At 38.9% G+C, this 20441-nt stretch carries 13 protein-coding genes and 1 pseudogene; 7 read left to right on the top strand and 7 right to left on the bottom strand.

Going from position 1 to position 20441, the window contains the following annotated elements:
- Together M998_RS20065 and M998_RS08425 are read right to left on the bottom strand one after the other, a co-directional pair.
- Positions 1–163, bottom strand: a pseudogene (locus tag M998_RS20065) (Na+/H+ antiporter NhaC); the annotation flags it as partial.
- Between the two features lie 6 nt (positions 164–169).
- Entirely contained in the window at positions 170–1339 is a 1170-nt protein-coding gene (locus tag M998_RS08425) for a MalY/PatB family protein (protein ID WP_068440128.1), read from the bottom strand.
- A 316-nt stretch (positions 1340–1655) separates the two neighbouring features.
- Here M998_RS08425 and M998_RS08420 point away from each other — a divergent pair, with 316 nt between their 5' ends.
- Complete coding sequence (locus tag M998_RS08420) at positions 1656–2822, top strand: XylR family transcriptional regulator (RefSeq protein WP_068908410.1); 1167 nt, start codon at positions 1656–1658, stop codon at positions 2820–2822.
- Between the two features lie 57 nt (positions 2823–2879).
- Here M998_RS08420 and glgP read toward each other — a convergent pair whose 3' ends face one another.
- From glgP to glgB, 5 genes are all read right to left on the bottom strand, one after another.
- Positions 2880–5333 (bottom strand): glycogen/starch/alpha-glucan family phosphorylase, encoded by a 2454-nt coding sequence (gene glgP / locus M998_RS08415; protein WP_068908408.1) that lies wholly within the window; start codon positions 5331–5333, stop codon positions 2880–2882.
- A 308-nt stretch (positions 5334–5641) separates the two neighbouring features.
- Positions 5642–7117 carry a glycogen synthase GlgA gene (gene glgA, locus M998_RS08410; RefSeq protein WP_068908407.1) on the bottom strand — a complete coding sequence of 492 codons (1476 nt, stop codon included), beginning with the start codon at positions 7115–7117 and terminating at the stop codon, positions 5642–5644.
- Between the two features lie 17 nt (positions 7118–7134).
- Entirely contained in the window at positions 7135–8439 is a 1305-nt protein-coding gene (gene glgC / locus M998_RS08405; protein ID WP_375342648.1) for a glucose-1-phosphate adenylyltransferase, read from the bottom strand.
- Positions 8440–8460: 21 nt separating this feature from the next.
- Entirely contained in the window at positions 8461–10476 is a 2016-nt protein-coding gene (gene glgX / locus M998_RS08400) for a glycogen debranching protein GlgX (protein WP_232007519.1), read from the bottom strand.
- The gene (gene glgB / locus M998_RS08395) at positions 10463–12658 is read right to left on the bottom strand and encodes a 1,4-alpha-glucan branching protein GlgB (protein ID WP_068908405.1); all 2196 of its coding nucleotides are present in this window, start codon (positions 12656–12658) and stop codon (positions 10463–10465) included. The genes glgX and glgB overlap by 14 nt, the downstream gene beginning before the upstream one ends.
- Before the next feature lie 681 nt (positions 12659–13339).
- Between glgB and M998_RS20060 the strand changes: the two genes are divergently transcribed.
- From M998_RS20060 to M998_RS08365, 6 genes are all read left to right on the top strand, one after another.
- Positions 13340–13618 carry a GNAT family N-acetyltransferase gene (locus M998_RS20060; RefSeq protein ID WP_068440142.1) on the top strand — a complete coding sequence of 93 codons (279 nt, stop codon included), beginning with the start codon at positions 13340–13342 and terminating at the stop codon, positions 13616–13618.
- Between the two features lie 45 nt (positions 13619–13663).
- Positions 13664–14557 carry a pirin family protein gene (locus M998_RS08385; protein WP_068440145.1) on the top strand — a complete coding sequence of 298 codons (894 nt, stop codon included), beginning with the start codon at positions 13664–13666 and terminating at the stop codon, positions 14555–14557.
- Between the two features lie 1250 nt (positions 14558–15807).
- Positions 15808–16329, top strand: a complete 522-nt coding sequence (locus M998_RS08380) for a fimbrial protein (protein ID WP_068908403.1) — start codon at positions 15808–15810, stop codon at positions 16327–16329.
- A gap of 78 nt (positions 16330–16407) precedes the next feature.
- Positions 16408–16959: a fimbrial protein gene (locus M998_RS08375; protein ID WP_068440151.1), complete on the top strand. Its 552-nt coding sequence runs from the start codon at positions 16408–16410 to the stop codon at positions 16957–16959.
- A gap of 20 nt (positions 16960–16979) precedes the next feature.
- Complete coding sequence (locus tag M998_RS08370) at positions 16980–19670, top strand: outer membrane usher protein (protein WP_068440155.1); 2691 nt, start codon at positions 16980–16982, stop codon at positions 19668–19670.
- Between the two features lie 14 nt (positions 19671–19684).
- Positions 19685–20437, top strand: coding sequence for a fimbria/pilus periplasmic chaperone (locus M998_RS08365; protein WP_068440160.1), 753 nt, complete (start codon positions 19685–19687; stop codon positions 20435–20437).
- Positions 20438–20441: the final 4 nt, after the last annotated feature.

Below are 20441 nucleotides of genomic sequence, written 5' to 3'. Positions count from 1 at the left end.
CGGGTTTAACCAATAAACCAGCCACAACGGTAGAAAGAACCATTAATGGTTCAGGAGGAAGATCAAAGGCCGCATAGCCTCCTCCGAGTAACACGACCATGGTTAAAATAGGAAAGAGTGATTCAAGTAATGTAGGCGTCCTAGGTGTTTTTTTTGTTTTCATTTTTATTTATTCCGAGCATGCGTAGGGTAAAGTACGAATAAGTCGAGTAAATACGGTTTCTAAAGTTGAACGTGGCGTTGCGATGTTAATACGGAAAAAGCCGTCACCAGCGACACCAAATCCACTTCCCCAACTCATTTCTACTTCGGCTAATGAAATAAACCAATGTTTAAGTTGTTTTTCGGTTAACTGCATTTTTTGATAATTAATCCACAGCATGTAAGTGCCATGGCTTTGGGTAATAACCCAATCAGGGAAATAACGTTGGCATTGTTCTTGTACCCAACGTCGGTTATCGGTGAGATATTGCTTTAACTCGCCAATCCATTGTTGGCCTTGAAAGGTATAGGCTTGAAGAAAAGCCGGCACAGTGAAATAGCCGGGATTATGGATACCCGCGGCGATTAAACAATGGATAAATTTATGACGGTATTCCGTGTTAGCAATAATAATATTGGCGATTTCTAGCCCGGCTAAATTGAATGTTTTTGCAGGAGAAGTGCAAATAAACGAATGTTGTTCCACATAACTATTCAAAGACGAGATTGGATAATAAACAAAGTCATCAAAAATAAAGTCAGCGTGAACATCATCAGAAATAATAAAGACTTGGTGTTTTTCGGCTAAAGCAGCAATTTTTAATAAATCATCATGTTGCCAAACAGTGCCTGTAGGATTATGAGGTGATAATAAAATAAAGCAGACAGACTGTTTAAATTTATTTTCTAAGTCATCGAAGTCAATGGAATATTTTCCATCATGGTAAATGAGTGTACTTTCTAATAATTCTCTATTATTGACGTTGACGGCATTACTTATCGGATGATAAGCCGGTGAAAGGGTCGTCACTTTATCACCAATACCGGTGAAATTTTGCATAAACAGGGAGACGGCTTGAATAATTCGCGGGCAAAAAACAACGTGTTCGGGATTCACTGTCCATTGATACTGTGTTTTAAACCAATTTACGGCAACATTGTTCCAATCATGGCTAAGACTTGTATAGCCATAGATTCCTTTATGATTAAACTCTGCAAGCTTATTAATAATAAACTCAGGAGCAGGAAAATCCATATCAGCAACAGACAAAGGAATGATATTGGCATTATTATGGCACCATTTTGCACTATAGGTATTTTGCCTAGAAATTATTTTATTAAAATTATCGTGGTACATGGAACACCTCTTCGGCAATATAGTTAAAGACAAAATACGCTTTGTATTTTTTATTGGTTATTCCTATTTTTTGCTTTGGTATTATGAAATTTAGCTTGTGTGATAGTCATCACACCTCCCCCGTCATACTTCAAGCTGCAGGGGTGTTGACTGCGCTCAGCTACCCGAATCGCATAGTTAATCTATGCTCACCGGGCTATCTTCCCTTGTCGCCTACCTGCAACTCGAATTATTTTGGGGTATAGCATAGTGAGTGAATTTTGATAGAGTTGCAGGTATGGCTCAATGTGATAGAGACGGGCAAGGGAAATAAAAAATGAAAAAAGATAAATATTATCGAATTGCACTGTTATTTAATGCAAATAAAGTTTATGACAGACAAGTGGTTGAAGGCGTTGGTGAATACCTTCAAGCATCACAGTGCCATTGGGATGTATTTATCGAAGAAGATTTTCGAACCCGCCTTGATAATATTAATAATTGGGTATGCGACGGTATTATTGCCGACTTTGATGACCCGGTTATTGCTTCACATTTAAGTCAGTCAACATTATCGGTAGTTGGTGTTGGGGGATCTTTTCACGAGGCTCAGAGATATCCACCTGTTCATTATATTGCAACGGATAATAATGAATTAGTTTATCAGGCATTTTTACATTTAAAGCAAAAAGGGTTAAAGCATTTTGCCTTTTATGGCCTACCTATTAAAGACTATCCGCATTGGTCTAATGAAAGAGAATACGCATTTCGCCAACTGGTGACGAGCGAGAAATATCCTGGGATCATCTATAATGGAATGGATATTACACAGGAAAACTGGCAACACGCGCAAAATAGATTAGCAGATTGGATCCAAACATTACCGCCACAAACTGGGGTTATTGCTGTAACGGATGCACGGGCACGCCACCTTCTTCAAGTTTGTGATAATTTAAATATTAATGTGCCCGAAGAAATTAGTATTATTGGTATTGATGATGAAGATATGACGCGTTATTTGTCGCGTATTGCACTTTCATCGGTGGTACAAGGTTCTCGACAAATGGGCTATTTAGCCGCAAAGCTATTACATCAGTTATTAGAAGGGCATCCATCAGAGAAACTGCAACGTATTCTTGTGCCTCCGGTTAAAATTGTTGAGCGGCGTTCAACCGATTTTCATTCATTTAAAGACCCTACCGTAGTCCAAGCTATGCATTTTATTTATTACAATGCCTGTAAAGGAATAAAAACAGAGCAAGTCCTTGATGCTGTAAATATGTCTCGATCGAATTTAGAGCAACGCTTTAAAAAAGAAATTGGAAAAACAATTCATACTGTTATTTATGAAGAAAAATTCAAGCGCGCGCAAAATTTACTGATGACCACCTCTTTGCCGGTACAAGAAATATCTGTCATGTGTGGGTATCCCTCGCTGCAATATTTTTATTCTATCTTTAAAAAAGAGTGCGGTATGACGCCAAAAGAATATCGAAATGAGTAACTGATAATAACCATCAAATCGCGCCGCAATAATAACAATACGGCGCGATTGATTATTTTAACAAGACGACAAAGTTGGTTTCACCTGCCAAATTTTATCGACGTATTCTTGGATCGTGCGGTCAGATGAAAAGTACCCCATTTGGGCGATATTAAAGACCGTTTTTTGTGCCCAAAAGTCAGGTTTTAGATAAAGTTTATCGACTTCATCTTGGGCTTTTACATAAGAACGGTAATCAGCTAATAGTTGGTAATGGTCTCCAAAGTTAACTAATGAGTCATATAAAGGGTAATAACGATTCGGATCTTCGGGGCTAAAAATTCCTGAAACCAAGGAGTTTAATACCTGATGGATCTCGGCATCTTCTTCATAAATTTTGCGTGGGTCATAGCCTTTTGAACGTAGTTCTTCAACTTGTTCGGTGGTATTGCCAAAAATAAAAATATTGTCTTTACCGACTCGTTCTCTAATTTCGACATTTGCACCATCAAGAGTACCAATGGTGAGTGCGCCATTTAGGGCAAATTTCATATTGCCGGTTCCTGATGCTTCTGTTCCCGCTAACGAAATCTGCTCAGATAAATCAGTCGCTGGAATAATCAGTTGCGCCAAACTGACACCGTAATTAGGAATAAAAACCACTTTGAGTTTATTTTTTATTCTCGGGTCATGATTGATCACTTTTGCTACATCGTTGATGAGCTGAATAATCATTTTTGCATTAACGTAAGATGACGCAGCTTTTCCCGCAAAAATAACCACTCTTGGTACCCAATTTTTTTCGGGTGATTGGAGTATTCGATAATAGCGCCCAATAACTTGCAGGATATTCAATAATTGGCGTTTATATTCGTGAATACGTTTGATTTGCACATCGAATAGGGCATTAGGGTCAACAATGATATTCAGATTCTTTGCAATATATGTCGCGAGAGCAACTTTATTTTCAAATTTACAGGCCTTTATTTTTTCAATAAACAAAGGGTAGTCTGCTTTTTGTTTTAATTCAGATAAAAGGGTTAACTCCTTGCGCCACTCTTTGCCTATTGTATCATCGATAAGTCCAGCTAAGGGCTTATTACACAAAGCTAGCCAGCGTCTCGGAGTGATTCCATTGGTTATATTGCAAAAACGCTCTGGAAATACTTTGGCGAAATCAGCGAATATTTCTTTTGTCATTAACTCGGAGTGAAGTTGCGAGACGCCATTGACTTTATAGCTACCGACAACCGCTAACCACGCCATTCTAATTTGGCGTCCATGGGATTCATCAATAATTGATAGTCGGGTAAGTAAGTCAGGATCGTTGGGGTAACGTTGTTTAATTTGTTTAAGAAAATGATCATTAATTTCAAAGATAATCTGCAAATGGCGCGGTAAAACTCGACCAAGTAAATCGACTGGCCATCTTTCTAGTGCTTCACTCATCAAGGTATGATTGGTGTAAGAGAAAATTTTTTCTGCCATAGCCCATGCGTCTTGCCAAGCATATTCATGCTCATCAATTAGCAAACGCATTAACTCAGGGATCGCTAAAACTGGGTGTGTATCATTGAGATGAATAGCGATTTTTTCTGCTAAATTATCGTAGGTTTCATACACTAAATAGTGAAAATGAAGAATGTTTTGTAGGGTAGCGGAAACTAGAAAATACTCTTGTCCTAAGCGTAATATTTTGCCGGATTCAGTGGAATCATTTGGATAAAGTACGCGAGACATATTTTCTGAAAAATTTTTGTCTTCCACTGCCGCAGAGTAGTCACCTTGATTAAATTTACTTAGGTTCATATCGTTGGTGGCATGGGCTGACCATAAGCGTAGGGTATTTGTTGCATGGCAACCATATCCCATAATAATTTGGTCATGGGCACGCGCTAACACTTCTTCTGTTTCAATCCAGCGAGCGACTTTACCCTCTAGTTGAACACGGCCACCAAATTTGATTTTATAGTACAAGTTATAGCGTGGGAATTCCCATGCATTCCCATATTGTAACCATCTATCGATTGATTCAACTTGTTGGCCATCAATAATATTTTGTTGGAACATGCCATATTCATAACGAATGCCAAACCCGACAGAGGGGATTTTGAGTGTTGCAAGTGAATCAAGAAAACATGCTGCTAATCTTCCTAGCCCCCCATTTCCCAAACCGGGGTCATCTTCTTCCTCGGCAATTTCATCTAATTTAAACCCCATTTTGCTGAGTGCAGCAGCAACATCATCGTACATTTCTAAATTCAATAATGTATTGGATAAGGTTCTCCCAATAAGAAACTCCATGGATAAATAGGCCACAGTACGACCAGATTGTGATAATGATGTGCGAATAGACTGTAGCCATCGATCAACCGTTAAATCGCGTATCGCATAGGAAATGGCATTTAACCAATCGTGCTTAGTGGCGATGGCTGGATCTTTACCAACCATAAATTTTAATTTTTGTTGAATAGAATCGATTAAAATATTGATGCGTTCTTCTTTAGTTTTGATGCTAAATATTGTATCCATATTTTCCTTTCCCTTATACCCGTCATACTTCAAGTTACAGCGTTGTTGACTACGCTCAGCTACCTGAATCACATAGTTAACCTATGTTCATCAGGCTATCTTTGCTTGTCGCCTACCTGAAACTCGAATTATTTTGGGTATATACCCGCCATACTTCAAGTTACAGCGTTGTTGACTACACTCAGCTACCTGAATCATATAGTTAACCTATGTTTATCAGGCTATCTTTGCTTGTCGCCTACCTGAAACTCGAATTATTTTGGGTATATATGCATGTGAATAATGAATAAAACTTCCTGACGAATAAATCATGTAATACTTTGATATAAAGAAAGATATTTTTCCGCAGACAATTGCCAGCTAAAGTTCATGCTCATGCCTTGGCGCCGAACACGTCGCCATTTAGCTTGATCAGCCCAAAGTGCGAAAGCGCGACGAATGGCTCGGTTTAATTCCGTTATTTGGTTGTATTGGGGTACATTGTTGTGCTGGCATGGGACGTCGTGGTTGTCATAGAAAACAAAACCCGTAGCTGACTTATCGGCAAGGTTTTCAAGGGAGCAGTCGCGAACGGTATCGGCAAGACCGCCTGTATGCTTAACTAGAGGAATTGCGCCATATTTTAAACCATATAGCTGTGTTAGCCCGCAAGGTTCATAGCGACTTGGTACTAAAATAACATCAGCGGCTGCAATCAGTTGGTGTGCGTAAGCTTCGTCATAACCAATCCGCACAGCGATTTGTTTTGGATATTTTTGTGCGAGTGATTGATAAGCTTCTTGTAAATTAGGGTCACCGCAGCCTAATAGGGTAATTTGTCCTCCCAAATTTAATAAATTGGGTATCGCTGCCAGTAACAAATCCAAGCCTTTTTGGGAGGTTAAGCGGCTGACAATACCAAATAATGGTACTTTATCCGTCACTGTTAAGCCGTTTTCTGTTTGATGGGCAATTTTACATTTAAGCTTGCCTTGCATATCTCTAAGTGCGTAGTTACTTGGGATCAGCGTATCTATTTTAGGATCCCAAATTTGGTAGTCGACACCATTGAGAATGCCGACGAGCTTGCCTTGAGATTGGCATTGTTTGAGTAAGTTTTCTAACCCACAACCATATTCGGCGGTGACCACTTCTTTGGCATAGGTTGGGCTGACAAATATCACTTTGTTAGCATAAACAATTCCTGCTTTCAGATAGGAAATTTGCCCATAAAATTCGAGACCTTCCGGTGTAAAAAAATGCTTAGGAAGCTGAAGTTCATCAAAGTGTTTAGCGGAAAATAACCCTTGATAAGCTAAATTATGCACAGTTAAAACGGCGCGGGCAGGGTAGTCTTTAGTCGCTAAGTAAGCTGCGGATAACCCTGCGTGCCAATCATGAGCATGAACAATTTCAGGACACCATTGTGGGTCAAGGCCACACGCAAGCTCGCAAGCCATCCAACCGAGTAGTGCGAAACGTTTATAATTATCGGCATAGGCATGTAATGCGTCATCGTGGTAAGGGCTTCCTTCTCGCTGATATAAGTACGGCGCATCAATGAGATAAATTCCGATGCCATCATAGACACCAAAGCGTAGCGCAACCTGACCTGCAAACGTTTCTACGCTGTTTATTATAATGTTATTTTCTATTGAGTTGAGTAAAGCAGGAAAAGCAGGCATGACTAAACGTGCGTCTGCTCCAGCGGCAATTTGTGCTTGAGGAAGCGCACCTAATACATCCGCTAGTCCTCCCGTTTTTAGCAGCGGAAATAGCTCTGAACATGCATGTAACACTCGCATTTTTATCTCTATCCTTTTTACAGTTTATTCAACATATCTTGAGTGATGAGCACCACTCCCCCTTCGGAACGATAAAAACGTCGTTCATCGTCTTTAGGGTTTTCCCCAACAATCAATCCATCTGGCAGTCTGCAGCCTTGTTCGACGATGCAGCGCTTTAAGCGACAAGCCGATCCCACATGAACTTCAGGGAGCAACACGGCGGCGTTGATATGACAAAGTTGGTTAATTCTAACCTCTTGAAATAAAACTGAATTAATAATCTTGGAGTTGGAAACAATACAGCCAGAATTAATCAGAGAATTAATGATCACGCCTTGCATCTGGGCACTATCTTGAATAAATTTTGCCGGTGGTAATGATGGCATCGCAGTACGGATCGGCCAATTGTGGTCATACATATCCAATTCTGGTTTTGTGGAGACTAAGTCAAGATTTGCACTCCAATAGGCATCAATCGTGCCGACATCACGCCAATAAGGCGGTGCATCACTGTTAAATTCAGAAGAAATACATGACCGACTAAATGGGTGTGCCCACGCGGCACCTTGCTCAACGACCTTTGGAATTAAATCTTTTCCAAAGTCATGGTGGGTTTCGATAACCGTGTTTTCTTCAGATAAAAGTTGATATAAATATTGCGCATCAAAGACGTAGATCCCCATACTCGCTAATGAAAAACCCGGTTTTCCAGGGATTGAGGGCGGGTGTGAAGGCTTTTCAATAAAATTAATAATCCGCTCACTTTCATCAATATCCATAATGCCAAATCCAGATGCCACTGCGCTCGGTACTTCGATACAAGCAACCGTGCATTTACTGCCTTTTTCCACATGGTCTAGTAGTATTTGGGAGTAGTCCATTTTGTAGATGTGATCCCCAGCTAAAATGATGATATATTTCGCATCATATTGACTTATCACATCTAAATTTTGGAAAATGGCATCTGCAGTGCCTTGATACCACCCATCATTTCCCTGTTTTTGTTGTGCGGGCAAAATATCAATAAATTCATTTTCTTTATCATTTAGAAATGACCAACTGCGTTGAATATGTTGAATTAATGAATGAGAGTAGTATTGCGTTAATACGCCAATTCGGTAGATACCTGAATTAATACAATTCGATAATGTAAAATCAATAATTCTAAATTTTCCCCCAAAAAAAAGTGATGGTTTGGGTTGTTTATTCGTCAGCGCTTTTAAGCGTGTTCCTCTCCCGCCCGCTAATATAAGTGCGACCGTTTTATTTGGTAATTGTTTTGCTAGCATTAAGCGTTGCGCTGAATTTGAATGAGAAAGCGCTAACATTTCTTCAAGCATATAAATTGCCTCTAAAAATTCTTAATGAATGAAATTGGTTAATAAATTGATGCTAAAGGAATTTATTTGATGATTTTCCGTGTTAATAGCCTCATTGGCACATTCAAAGCCTGCGACGCTCACCCAATGACCAACGGGGAGTTTTAAATAATGGGTTTGTGCTGTTAAATTGATAATCAATAGCCATGTGCCATCGAGCAATATTTGTAAGGGAGATACCGTATGCCATTGTTCGGTCGTTAAGGGTTCTCCTTGCTGATTGAGCCATTCAACATCTTTATTCCCTGTATTGGGTAAAACTTCGCCTGTCCACCATTGACCTTCGGTTAATGTGGCGATTTTTTTTCTCAGTGCAATGAGCTGTTTGGTAAATAGAAAAAGACGCTCATCTCGAGTTTGCCAATCTAACCAACTCAAAGGGGAATCTTGGCAGTAGGCGTTATTATTGCCTTGTTGGCTATTTCCAAACTCATCTCCCGCAAGCAACATCGGTGTTCCGAGTGACAACATCAGGAATGTGAGTAAGTGCTTACAACTTTGAGTGCGATATTGCTGAATATGCAAAGGGGCATCTAACCCTTCATAACCATGATTATTACTGTGGTTACTGTCGGTACCATCGCGATTTTCCTCACCATTAGCTTGGTTATGCTTATGGTTAAAGCTAACCAGATCTCTTAAGGTGAAACCATCATGTGAAGTTATCTTATTGATTGATGCATAAGGTAGACGTTGACTCGGCTGATAAATATCACTCGAACCCGCAAAACGGTTAGCAAAATTGGCGAGAGAAATACCGCCATTTAACGTGAACTGGCGCATATCATCGCGGAATCGGTCATTCCACTCAGCAAATGGTGCGGGAAAATGACCAAGCTGATAACCGCCTATACCGATATCCCACGGCTCGGCGATCAACTTTAATTTAGATAAAATAGGGTCTTGCGTGATCGCCGATAAGAGTGGCGCGTTAGGTGAAAATTCAGGTGTTCTACCCAGCACACTGGCTAAGTCAAAACGGAAACCATCAACACGGCATTCGATAGCCCAAAAATGCAGGCAATCAATCACCCATTGTTTCACTGTGGGATGAGATAAACGCAACGTATTGCCACAACCGGTCCAGTTTTGATAGTCACCATTTTCTGTTAGCCAGTAATAAGTTTGGTTATCAATCCCGCGAAACGATAGGGTTGGTCCATTTAAATCGAGCTCGGCAGTATGGTTAAAAACGATGTCTAAAATGACTTCAATACCAGCATTGTGTAAGGCTTTAACCATGTCACGAAATTCTGAAAGCGGTGAACTATTTGGGCTTTCTGACCAATAAGATGGCTCAATAGCAAAAGGTGCCAGCGTATTGTATCCCCAATAATTGGTGAGATTGAGGTTCTGTAAACGAGGTTCATCGAGATGATATTGCACGGGCAGTAGCTCAAGAGCAGTGATCCCTAACGCTTTCAAATAGTTGATCATGACTGGATGAGCGATAGCCGCGTAAGTACCGCGGATCGCTTCGGGTATATCGGGATGCTGTTGAGTTAAACCACGAACATGAGCCTCATAAATAACGGTTTTTGACCAAGGTATGTTCGGGTGCTTATCAGCTCCCCATTGATAAAATTCATCTATAACAATCGATTTTGGTGCGCTTGCTCCATTGTCGATAAGACTAATGTTGTCTGAATTATCAATAAATTGACTGTAATCATTAACTTTTCCGCTCAGCGCGCGGCTATAAGGGTCGATAAGCAATTTATTGGGATTGAAGCGCAACCCTTTTGATGGCTGCCAAGGGCCATGTATGCGATATCCATAATGGAGTCCAGCCATGGCACCAAGCAAATAACCATGCCAAATAGCATTTTCACCTTGCATTAATGGGTAACGTTTCTCCTTTCCTTGTGAGTCAAACAGGCATAATTCAACTTTTTGCGCCTGTTGGCTATAAAGGGCAAAGTTGATGCCTTCATCGTCAACCAAACAGCCAAGCGGAAATGGGTGACCAGCTTGTAATTCAAAATCAATTTTTTGCACTGTTTGTCTCCCTTTTTAAATATAAAGTTGTTAAAGGAGGCAGAATTAAACAAAGAGAGTGGGGCTTATGGTGGCAAGCAACCGGTTCAGTTTTAATCGCGCCCATATTGCCAGCATTACTGCCACGGTAATATTCAGAATCGGTATTAATGATCTCTGAATACTTTCCTTCTCTATGAAGTCCAATGCGATAGTTTTCACGAATAACGGGAGTGAAATTAGCAATAACGATGATTTCATTGCCTTGTTCATCTCGACGAGCAAAAGCAAACACTGAATTTTTATGATCATCAACAACGAGCCATTCGAAGCCTTCAGGGGAATAGTCGAGTTGATATAAAGCGCTATTTTGCTGGTAGCAATGGTTTAAATCGCGAACAAGCTTTTGTACGCCATTGTGCCAACCATTATGGATAGGATCTAATAAGTGCCAATCGAGGCTGATATCATGGTTCCATTCACGTCCTTGAGCAAATTCATTGCCCATAAACAGTAATTTTTTACCCGGGTGTCCCCACATAAAGCCATAATAAGCTCGTAAGTTTGCGAATTTTTGCCAATGATCACCGGACATTTTGGCCAACAAAGAGCCTTTACCATGGACAACTTCATCGTGAGAAAGCGGTAAAATATACTGTTCGCTGTGCGCATAGAGCATGCCAAAAGTCATTTGATTATGATGATACTGTCGATAAATAGGATCTAAAGCCATGTACTTTAAGGTATCGTGCATCCAGCCTAAATCCCATTTGAAATCAAAGCCTAATCCGCTATTTTCTGGCGGGTGAGTGACTTTAGGGTAGTCAGTTGACTCCTCGGCAATAACGATGGCATTAGGGCAATTTTTTTTGATAACATTGTTGGTATAACGCAAAAATTCAATGGCTTCGAGGTTATCTTTTCCACCGAATTTATTTGGGATCCAAGCACCGTCTTCACGGCTATAATCTCGATAAATCATTGAGCTAACAGCATCAACCCTTAACCCATCAATACCAAAACGCTCTAACCAGTATAGGGCATTACCCGCAAGGAAATTCGCAACTTCGTAGCGGTTATAGTTATAAATCAAGGTATTCCAGTTTTGATGAAAACCTTCCCGTGGATCAGCGTATTCATAGAGTGCTGTCCCATCAAATTCGGCGAGGCCACATTCATCACTCGGAAAATGCGCAGGTACCCAATCTAGTAGTACCTTTATGTCATTTTTATGTGCAGTATCAATGAAATAGATAAAATCTTCGACACTGCCAAAACGCGATGTTGGTGCATATAAACCAACGGGTTGATAACCCCAAGAACCATCAAAGGGGTACTCGCTAATTGGCATTAATTCAATGTGAGTAAAGCCCATTTCTTTTACATACGGAATTAATTGCTCAGCAAGTTCTCGATAGCTTAACCAGCTATTATCATGAGCATGTCGTCGCCATGATCCTAAATGTACTTCATAAATAGAGATGGGCACGACAGCTTGATTTGTTTGAGTTTCTTTTTCTACAGATGGTTTACATAAGGGTAATGGTGAAATTACCGAGGCAGCATGCGGAAATAAGCTATTTTTAAACGCATAGGGATCAGTTTTTAAACGTAAGTGGCCTTTATGGTCGATAAGTTCATATTTATATAGCTGATTAACCTGTATATCAGGGATAAATAACTCCCAAATGCCGATCTCTTTACGTAAGCGCATCGGATGGCGACGTCCATCCCAACAGTTAAAATCGCCAATAACAGATACCCTTCGTGCATTAGGCGCCCAAAGGGTAAAAACGATACCATGAACATGATCAAGACAAGCTGGATGCGCACCAAGACACTCGTAAGGGCGTAAATGTTTGCCTTCTGCGAGTAACCAGCCATCGAGGTCATGTATTAGAGTGCCAAACCGATAAGGGTCTTCAATAATTTGCTGTGCCTCTCCCCAGTTGATCTTGAGTTTATAGCCATTCTCTGGATAGGCAGCCAAAGAACCAATGAAGAAACCACTTTGTTTGATTTGTTCTAATTTTACTAAGATCTCAGATGATTTTTTATCTAATACATAAATTTCGAGTGCATTCGGATAAAATGCACGAAGTGAATATTCATTATTAGTTTTATGTATTCCTAATACTGAAAAAGGGTCATTAAAATAACCTGAAGTTATTAATTCAATAACTTCTTTATTTATTTTTGACAATTTAATATCCTCATGGGTTATTTTGATAATTCACTTTGATTTTTAATATATTATGATTTCAATGAGTAATAATAACAATGTGCTCTCTATATACTATTTAATATTTCCAATAGACAAGTCTTTATTTCTTGATAATAACTAAAGTTAATAGTTTACTTGGTAATAATTAACTTTAGTTATTGTGGGTTGTTTTTATTCTTCTTCTAAATCAGCTAGTTATAATGATTCCTATAATAATTAATACTAATTTATTAAATAAAATATAACATTAAATTAAGATAAACTGAATTGAATTAAATTTAATTCGCACATATTAACAAATGTTTTTTGGCTTTTTTTTTAGTTTTATTTTAATTTGATAATCTAGTTTTAAATAGTGCACCCACTCTTATTTAGGGTTTTTATTTCATATCATATCTAAAAATGATTGCTTTGATATTTCAGGTTAATAATTTATTGAGAAATTTAAATATAATTAATAGTATTTTCAATATAACTTTAACTTCTATAGGAATAATCATTTTCTAATGATTGTGATTTTTAATGTATATAAAGCAATCACTGCATGTGGAATAAATAATGTCAAAATATTTGAATCACACCAACGAAAGCGGATGATTGTCTTTTAGCAGTAACTCACTTAGGCTAAATCTAAGAGTGACTAACGAGAGAGAGGATCTTATGCATAACATTCAATCTGACCATAATAGTTTTTTTGTTTTATCCGATGACAAGCAAACTCGTCTTGCGGAGATTACCTTTGTCTATACCGGTGATGAGCTGACGATTATTGATCACACTGTTGTCGATGAAAGTTTGAAAGGGCAAGGGATTGCGAAACAATTAGTTGCTAAGGTAGTGGGGCGGATGCGTGTTGAAGGGCGTAAAATTATCCCGCTATGCCCATTTGCCAAAGCTATCTTTGATAGAACACCAGAATATAATGATATTCGCCATTGATATTCATCGATACATGAAGATTTGAGCCATGAACATGAGGTAGAAATGCGCATTCATAATCATAATGACAAGTCGGGTTTACAGATAATAAAAGCACGACTTAAAGATGTTGGTGGTATCCCTGTCGCTCGAGTTTTACCCACTAAAGAACGGCGTCTTATTGGTGCTTGGTGTTTTCTCGATCATGCAGGTCCGACAGTTTTTAACGGTGATTCAGAAGGAATGCGCGTTTCACCGCATCCTCATACCGGATTACAGACTTTCACTTGGATGATTGAAGGTGAAGTTCTTCACCGTGATAGCTTAGGTTTTGAGCAAGTTATTCGCCCTGGACAAGTTAATTTAATGACAGCGGGTCATGGAATTAGTCATTCAGAAGATACTCATGGTGAAAGTCATAAATTGCATGCCGTTCAGTTATGGATTGCATTGCCGGAAGTGGTTAAAGAGACTCTCCCTCGCTTTGACCATTACCCTGTTTTACCTCATTGGTCGGAAGAGGGCGCTAATTTTCACCTATTAGTCGGTGAATATCTTTCTTATAAAGCGCCAACCTTGTCTTTTTCCCCTTTACTTGGTTTGGATATCGTTGCACATAGTCTATCAACGCAGGCTTTAGTTTTACGCCCTGATTTTGAGTATGGTATTTTTATCATTAAGGGGAAGGGTATCATTGAAGGTCAAACTTATAATGAAAATGAACTTATTTACCTAGGTAATAATGGTACTGAAGTATCAATTCAGCTTCCTGCTGGAAGCCATATTTTACTCTTAGGTGGTGAGCCTTTAAATGAGCCTGTGTTGATGTGGTGGAATTTTGTAGGACGTACAAAAGCAGAGATTATTGCTGCTGTTGATGATTGGAACAGCGGTGGCACTCGATTTGGCCGAGTTATCAATGATGAGCGACCACCCACTCCATCCCCATTAATGGCTTAACTTTAAATTTTTTCTTTCATTTTTATCAAACCATTTATTTAGCACCATTATGAAATTCATTTTGGTGTTATTTTTTGCATGATTAAATTATTAAAATGAAACTTTACACTAATTTGGTGTTATGAAATTTAATTAATGATAAGCGGAGTTAGTTAAAGATAATGATGAAGAGTGCTAATGGAAATAAATTTAAAATGATGAAGTCAGGGGGGGGGATGAGAATGATAATTTTTCATTAAATCATTGAGAGAAAATAAATTGTATTTTTAGTTATAGAGCCTAAATGGCATTAACGTTACCTTAAATAGCGTTAATATATTTCATCGATGAATAATTAGTATGGATAATTAAAATAAAAACATGACAATATTATATGTTTAATATTACATTTTTTTACCATTTGAAGTAACTTGAAATATAAATTTATATTTTTTATACAATTTTATTGTGAATTTAAGTTGTTCTGATTTTCCTTGTAATTTAAATCGGTTTTATCTTGGGGAGGATAATCTTATTTTTATCATTTTATAAAAATGATTTTTTGTTTGATATTTTTTTATTAATATTTTTTGTTTAACTTTTATTTCATGTATCTAATTGATTTTATTTGAGTAATATTTTGTTTTGTATCTGTTTTATATTGTATTTTGTTATTTTAATATAAAAATAAATTATGTATGTAACAGTAAGTTAATAACGAAACATTATGAAATGATTTATTTTTTATTTTTAAGACTCATCTCATTAATTAAATTAATTATCAGCATGATTCAATGGTTTAATTAAATTGACGCAATCAAAAGTTCTAGGTTAATGATTTTTTATTCTAAAAAAAACACCTAAAACGAGTGTAAAATACTTTATTAATGTTGATTGTTTATATTTTATTTTTTTTTGCTTAATAATCTGCATTTTAATTGAAGGTTAGGTGTGTATATATCCCATTATAGAGTAATTATAGATGGTGGATAATTGCTTAATATATATATATCACCAACTTAGACATTAATTTTCATTTTATTTAAGCTATTTGACATAAGATTAATGTAATAGAATAATGACCCTCATTGGTACTCCTTTTAGTTGTTAGATTTATTTATGGGATTTAATGTTCCTAATAAAATTTATCAGTATCAATTTTAATGAATCAACTATCCAAATATAGTTTAAGAAAAAATTAAAATAATCAGATTAATAATAACTCGTTATTTTAATTTGTGTCGTCTTTTTATCTAATGGAAATATATAAAATGAAATTGAATAAACTCGCTTTAGTATTAGGTTTTGGTCTGGCTGTCGCTGCAGGTTCTGCTGCTGCAAACCAAGGTAGTGGTGTAGTTACATTTGAAGGAACTATTATTGATGCACCATGCTCAATTTCACCAAGCTCAGAAAAACAAAATGTTCCACTAGGATCAATTGCAACTTCGTTGTTAAACGCGGGTGGTTCTAGTACTCCTCGTCCATTCCAACTTGAGTTAGAGCAGTGTGATATCGCTACGTTAAAAACAGTCACTACAACATTCACTGGTGTTCCAAGCCCAATCAAAACTGGTTCATTAGCAATCAATGGTGTTGGTAAAAATGCGGCTGTTGTTATTACTGATGTTGGTGGAAACCAAATCAAACTGGGTGAAAAAACAGCTGAGCAAACATTACTGGTTGGTTCAAACACACTGCGTTTCGCAGCGTACTTGCAAGGTGATGCAGCGAACCCTGCGGTTCCAGGTAAGTTTGATGCAGTCGCAACATTTGCTTTGACCTACCAATAATTGGTTTAGCCCATACAGGGATGTATGGGCTTAATTTTAATGCGTTGAGATTCGTTATTAAATTGAAATGGAGTAGCTATGAATCACTTTGGCATAATTGTCATGGTGCTTTCAGGAATGGTGTTTATCCCGATTGCTAACGCACAAGGGCAAATGTCCCGGGCACAGGAACTACCTATCGGATATGTGAGTTTAGATGGCTCAATTATTGAAGCCCCGTGTGCGATTGATGCAGGTAGCCGTGACCAGTCAGTTAGCATAACAACTGTACCCGTTAGCCAAATAATACAGGATAGAGAAAGCCCAATAAGCCATTTCTCTATACGTCTTATCAACTGTGTTCTAACACCAATAATGCCTGGAAAACCTAACTGGCAATCTTTCAGAATAACATTTGATGGTCCTACTGATGGCCGTAATTTTGATGTATTTGGTCATGCAAACGGGTTATCGATGAAAATTACTGACTCTGATGGAAATACGGCAATACCCGGAAAACCAATGGCTGATTTAGCAATTAAGCCTGGGGAAACAACCCTTAATTATGGGGTACGTGTAGTTGCAAATAATAAGCATTTAAAATCAGGGAATTATCAGGCAACTATCCGTTTTAAAATGGATTACTACTGAGTTATCGCTAAGGGACTATTATGGCTCTGTTATCTAAAAGTAAAAATAAAGTATTTCCTAACTCAGTCAGTTATTTTCTAACGCCTGTTGCCGCTATGGTGCTCATTGCGATTGCGCATATTCATGTCGCGAACGCAAACCAAGATATAGAGTTTAATACTGATATTTTAGACCTACAGGATAGGGAAAATATTTCTTTAAGTGAATTCTCACGCGCTGGCTATGTCATGCCAGGTGTATATCCATTTAAAATAACATTAAATAGCCAAGCACTTTCAACGATTTATGACATTGAATATATGGCTGTTGATGGTGATGACAGTATAACGGTGCCTTGTCTAACCCCCGAGTTAGTCGAGCATATTTCATTACGCAGTGAATGGCAGAAAAAAGTTCAATATACCCATAATGGGCAATGTTTAAATATTGATTCGATTCCAGGGATAACAGTAAGTGGCTCGCTTCCTAAAGAAACTATCGCCATTACTATTCCGCAGGCTTACATAGAATATACCTCTACTAATTGGGATCCACCTTCTCGTTGGGATGAAGGGGTTCCGGCTGTATTCTTTGACTATAACTTGAATGCTAATGTGACTCGCCCGGCAGACTCTGCAAACTCTCAAAGTATTACGGGTAATGGTGTCACAGGCTTTAACTTAGGCGCATGGCGTTTTCGTGCCGATTGGCAAGCAAGTTATAATCGTATTAATGGCCAAGCGACAGATCGTAATTGGGATTGGAGCCAATACTACGCCTATCGTGCAGTAAAAGAATTAAATGCAAAACTAACGATGGGTGAGCAATATTTGCGTTCTGGTATTTTTGATTCATTCCGTTATTTAGGCGCAAGTTTAGCCTCTGATGACAGAATGCTGCCGCCAAACCTTCGCGGATATGCACCAGAAGTCACTGGTGTGGCAAGAACAAATGCAAAAGTGACCATTACTCAGCAAGGCCGAGTTATCTATGAAACTCAGGTCGCGCCGGGACCTTTCCGTATCCAAGATTTAAGCGATGCAGTAAGCGGTAAGTTAGATGTCCGCGTTGAAGAACAAGACGGCTCAGTCCAAGAGTTCCAAATGAATACAGCATCCATTCCCTATTTGACACGTCCTGGAACGGTGTTATTTAAGCTGGCGGGTGGACGTCCAAGCAATATGGAGCACCATACTGAAGGACAAGGATTTGTGCTTGGTGAATTTACGTGGGGTATCTCTAACGGTTGGTCATTGTTTGGTGGGGCATTAGGCGCTGGTGACTATAACGCATTATCCGTGGGTGTTGGTCGAGACTTACTTGCTTTTGGTGCTATTTCATTCGATGTGACCGAGTCTCGAGCCAAATTACGCGGTGATGACAAAATTTATACGGGCGGCTCATACCGCTTAAGTTATTCAAAACGTTTTGAAGATTATGATAGCCAAGTCACTTTCGCCGGTTATCGCTTCTCTGAACGTGACTTTATGAGTATGAACCAATATCTCGACCGTCGTTATAGAGAGTCCGCATTAGATAACAGTAAAGAGCTGTATACCATCACGTTTAATAAACATTTTAGCAGTGTCGATCTAACCAGTTATCTGAACTATAGCCACGAAACCTATTGGAATAAACCGGCAACAAAGCGCTATAACGTTTCGATTGCGAAATATTTCGATCTTGGGCGTTTTAAAAATATCAATATCAGTTTGACGGCGTTTCGTAACAAATTTGAAAACAGTAAAAATGATGACGGCGTGTACATGAACCTTTCAATGCCATGGGCAGATGCAGCAACCGTCAGCTACAACAACATGGTGACGAAAAATGGTAACTCACATAACGTTAACTACTATGACCGTATTGATGAGCAAAGCACATACCGAGTGGGTACGGGCTTAAGCACCCGAGGACGAGGAACCGTTGATGGGTATTACTCCCGTTTTGCCGATATGGCAACGGTGACTGCGAGTACTAGCTATATCAATGGGGATACCGCTTCAGCGGCATTATCTTTACAAGGCGGCGCAACAGCAACAGGTCATGGTGTGGCATTACACCGAATTAATACACCGGGTGGAAGCCGAATTATGGTCGACACAGATGGTGCAGCTGGTGTTCCAGTGAAAGGTTTTGGTGCAAATACACACACAAACCGATTTGGTAAAGCGGTGGTTGCGGATATCAGTGATTATTACCGTACAAGTGCATCAATCGATGTTAATAAATTACCCGATACCATAGAAGCAATGCGTTCAACACAGCAGATTACCTTAACCGAAGGCGCAATTGCTTACCGTGAATTTGAAGTGCTTTCTGGACTGAAAACGATGGTTAGGTTGGCATTGGCTGATGGCAGTTATCCTCCGTTTGGCGCAACCGTGAGAAGCGATAAAAACAGAGAACTAGGGATCGTTACTGATAATGGTTCTGTGTATATCTCCGGTATAAAACCTAATGAAGTGCTAGAGGTTCACTGGAATGGAAGCGCTCAGTGCAAGATCCAAATTCCAGAGAATATTGAAAGCGTCGAATTTAATTCGTTATTACTTCCATGTTCAATGAATCCAAGTGTGTCAAATGTGCCAGCGGTGAACCAGCCTGTTCAGGTTAGTCAACCAGCGCCGATTCAACAAGGTGTTTCACCAAGCCAACGTTGGTTGTTGAAGCCACCAGATATTAAACATGATGCGGTTAATACTGAATTATCCGAGTTATTAGATTTTTAAAATAATTGGTACTTATGAATATGAAAAAAATTGTGCTTTTTACAACAACAGTCACGTTATCAACCGTGTTATGCAGCCAAGCGTTGGCGGCAATCGCTTTAGATAGGACTCGCGTCATTTTTAATGGTGATGAAAAAACAATTAGCCTAAATATTAAGAATGAAAACAAAGAATTACCATACTTAGCACAAGGTTGGATTGAAGATGTTAGCGGCAATAAAATTGAAAGCCCGCTCGCGGTATTACCGCCAGTACAACGTGTTGAGCCGAGTGAAAGTAGCCAAGTGAAAATCCAATCACTTCCTGATGTCACTAAATTACCACAGGATAGGGAAAGTGTTTTCTATTTTAACTTACGTGAGATTCCACCACGCAGTACTGAACCCAACGTTCTACAGATTGCGCTACAAACACGTATTAAGTTGTTTTATCGACCAAAAGCGTTGTATGCAACGCGCACAGAACTGTCTAATCCATGGCAAGAGCAAATAACCTTAACGCGTAAAGGTGATGCGTATGAGGTGAATAACCCAACGGCTTATTTTGTCACTATCGTGGATGCCAGCTCTAAAGTGGGTGGAGAAACAACCAGTAAATTTGAACCTGTGATGGTTTCACCAAAAAGCAGTAGCACAATAAAAGGAAGTGCGAGTGCAATGGGTGCAGCGCCGGTTCTGACCTACATCAATGACTATGGTGGACGACCTAAACTGACATTCAGTTGTAGCGGTTCAAACTGTAAAGTCGCATCAGCGACAGAGAATTAACGGA

Origin of the sequence: Providencia heimbachae ATCC 35613, from assembly GCF_001655055.1 — a bacterium.
Taxonomy (GTDB): Bacteria; Pseudomonadota; Gammaproteobacteria; order Enterobacterales; family Enterobacteriaceae; genus Providencia; species Providencia heimbachae.
The sequence above is the reverse complement of the archived record's forward strand: the minus strand, read 5'-3'. Positions and strand labels throughout refer to the sequence as shown.

What these genes read in the sequence shown, in the direction of transcription:
- M998_RS08425 (WP_068440128.1), bottom strand. Translation starts at nt 1,339, where the DNA reads ATGTACCACGATAATTTTAATAAAATAATTTCTAGGCAAAATACCTAT.
- M998_RS08420 (WP_068908410.1), top strand. Translation starts at nt 1,656, where the DNA reads ATGAAAAAAGATAAATATTATCGAATTGCACTGTTATTTAATGCAAAT.
- glgP (WP_068908408.1), bottom strand. Translation starts at nt 5,333, where the DNA reads ATGGATACAATATTTAGCATCAAAACTAAAGAAGAACGCATCAATATT.
- glgA (WP_068908407.1), bottom strand. Translation starts at nt 7,117, where the DNA reads ATGCGAGTGTTACATGCATGTTCAGAGCTATTTCCGCTGCTAAAAACG.
- glgC (WP_375342648.1), bottom strand. Translation starts at nt 8,439, where the DNA reads ATGCTTGAAGAAATGTTAGCGCTTTCTCATTCAAATTCAGCGCAACGC.
- M998_RS20060 (WP_068440142.1), top strand. Translation starts at nt 13,340, where the DNA reads ATGCATAACATTCAATCTGACCATAATAGTTTTTTTGTTTTATCCGAT.
- M998_RS08385 (WP_068440145.1), top strand. Translation starts at nt 13,664, where the DNA reads ATGCGCATTCATAATCATAATGACAAGTCGGGTTTACAGATAATAAAA.
- M998_RS08380 (WP_068908403.1), top strand. Translation starts at nt 15,808, where the DNA reads ATGAAATTGAATAAACTCGCTTTAGTATTAGGTTTTGGTCTGGCTGTC.
- M998_RS08375 (WP_068440151.1), top strand. Translation starts at nt 16,408, where the DNA reads ATGAATCACTTTGGCATAATTGTCATGGTGCTTTCAGGAATGGTGTTT.
- M998_RS08370 (WP_068440155.1), top strand. Translation starts at nt 16,980, where the DNA reads ATGGCTCTGTTATCTAAAAGTAAAAATAAAGTATTTCCTAACTCAGTC.
- M998_RS08365 (WP_068440160.1), top strand. Translation starts at nt 19,685, where the DNA reads ATGAATATGAAAAAAATTGTGCTTTTTACAACAACAGTCACGTTATCA.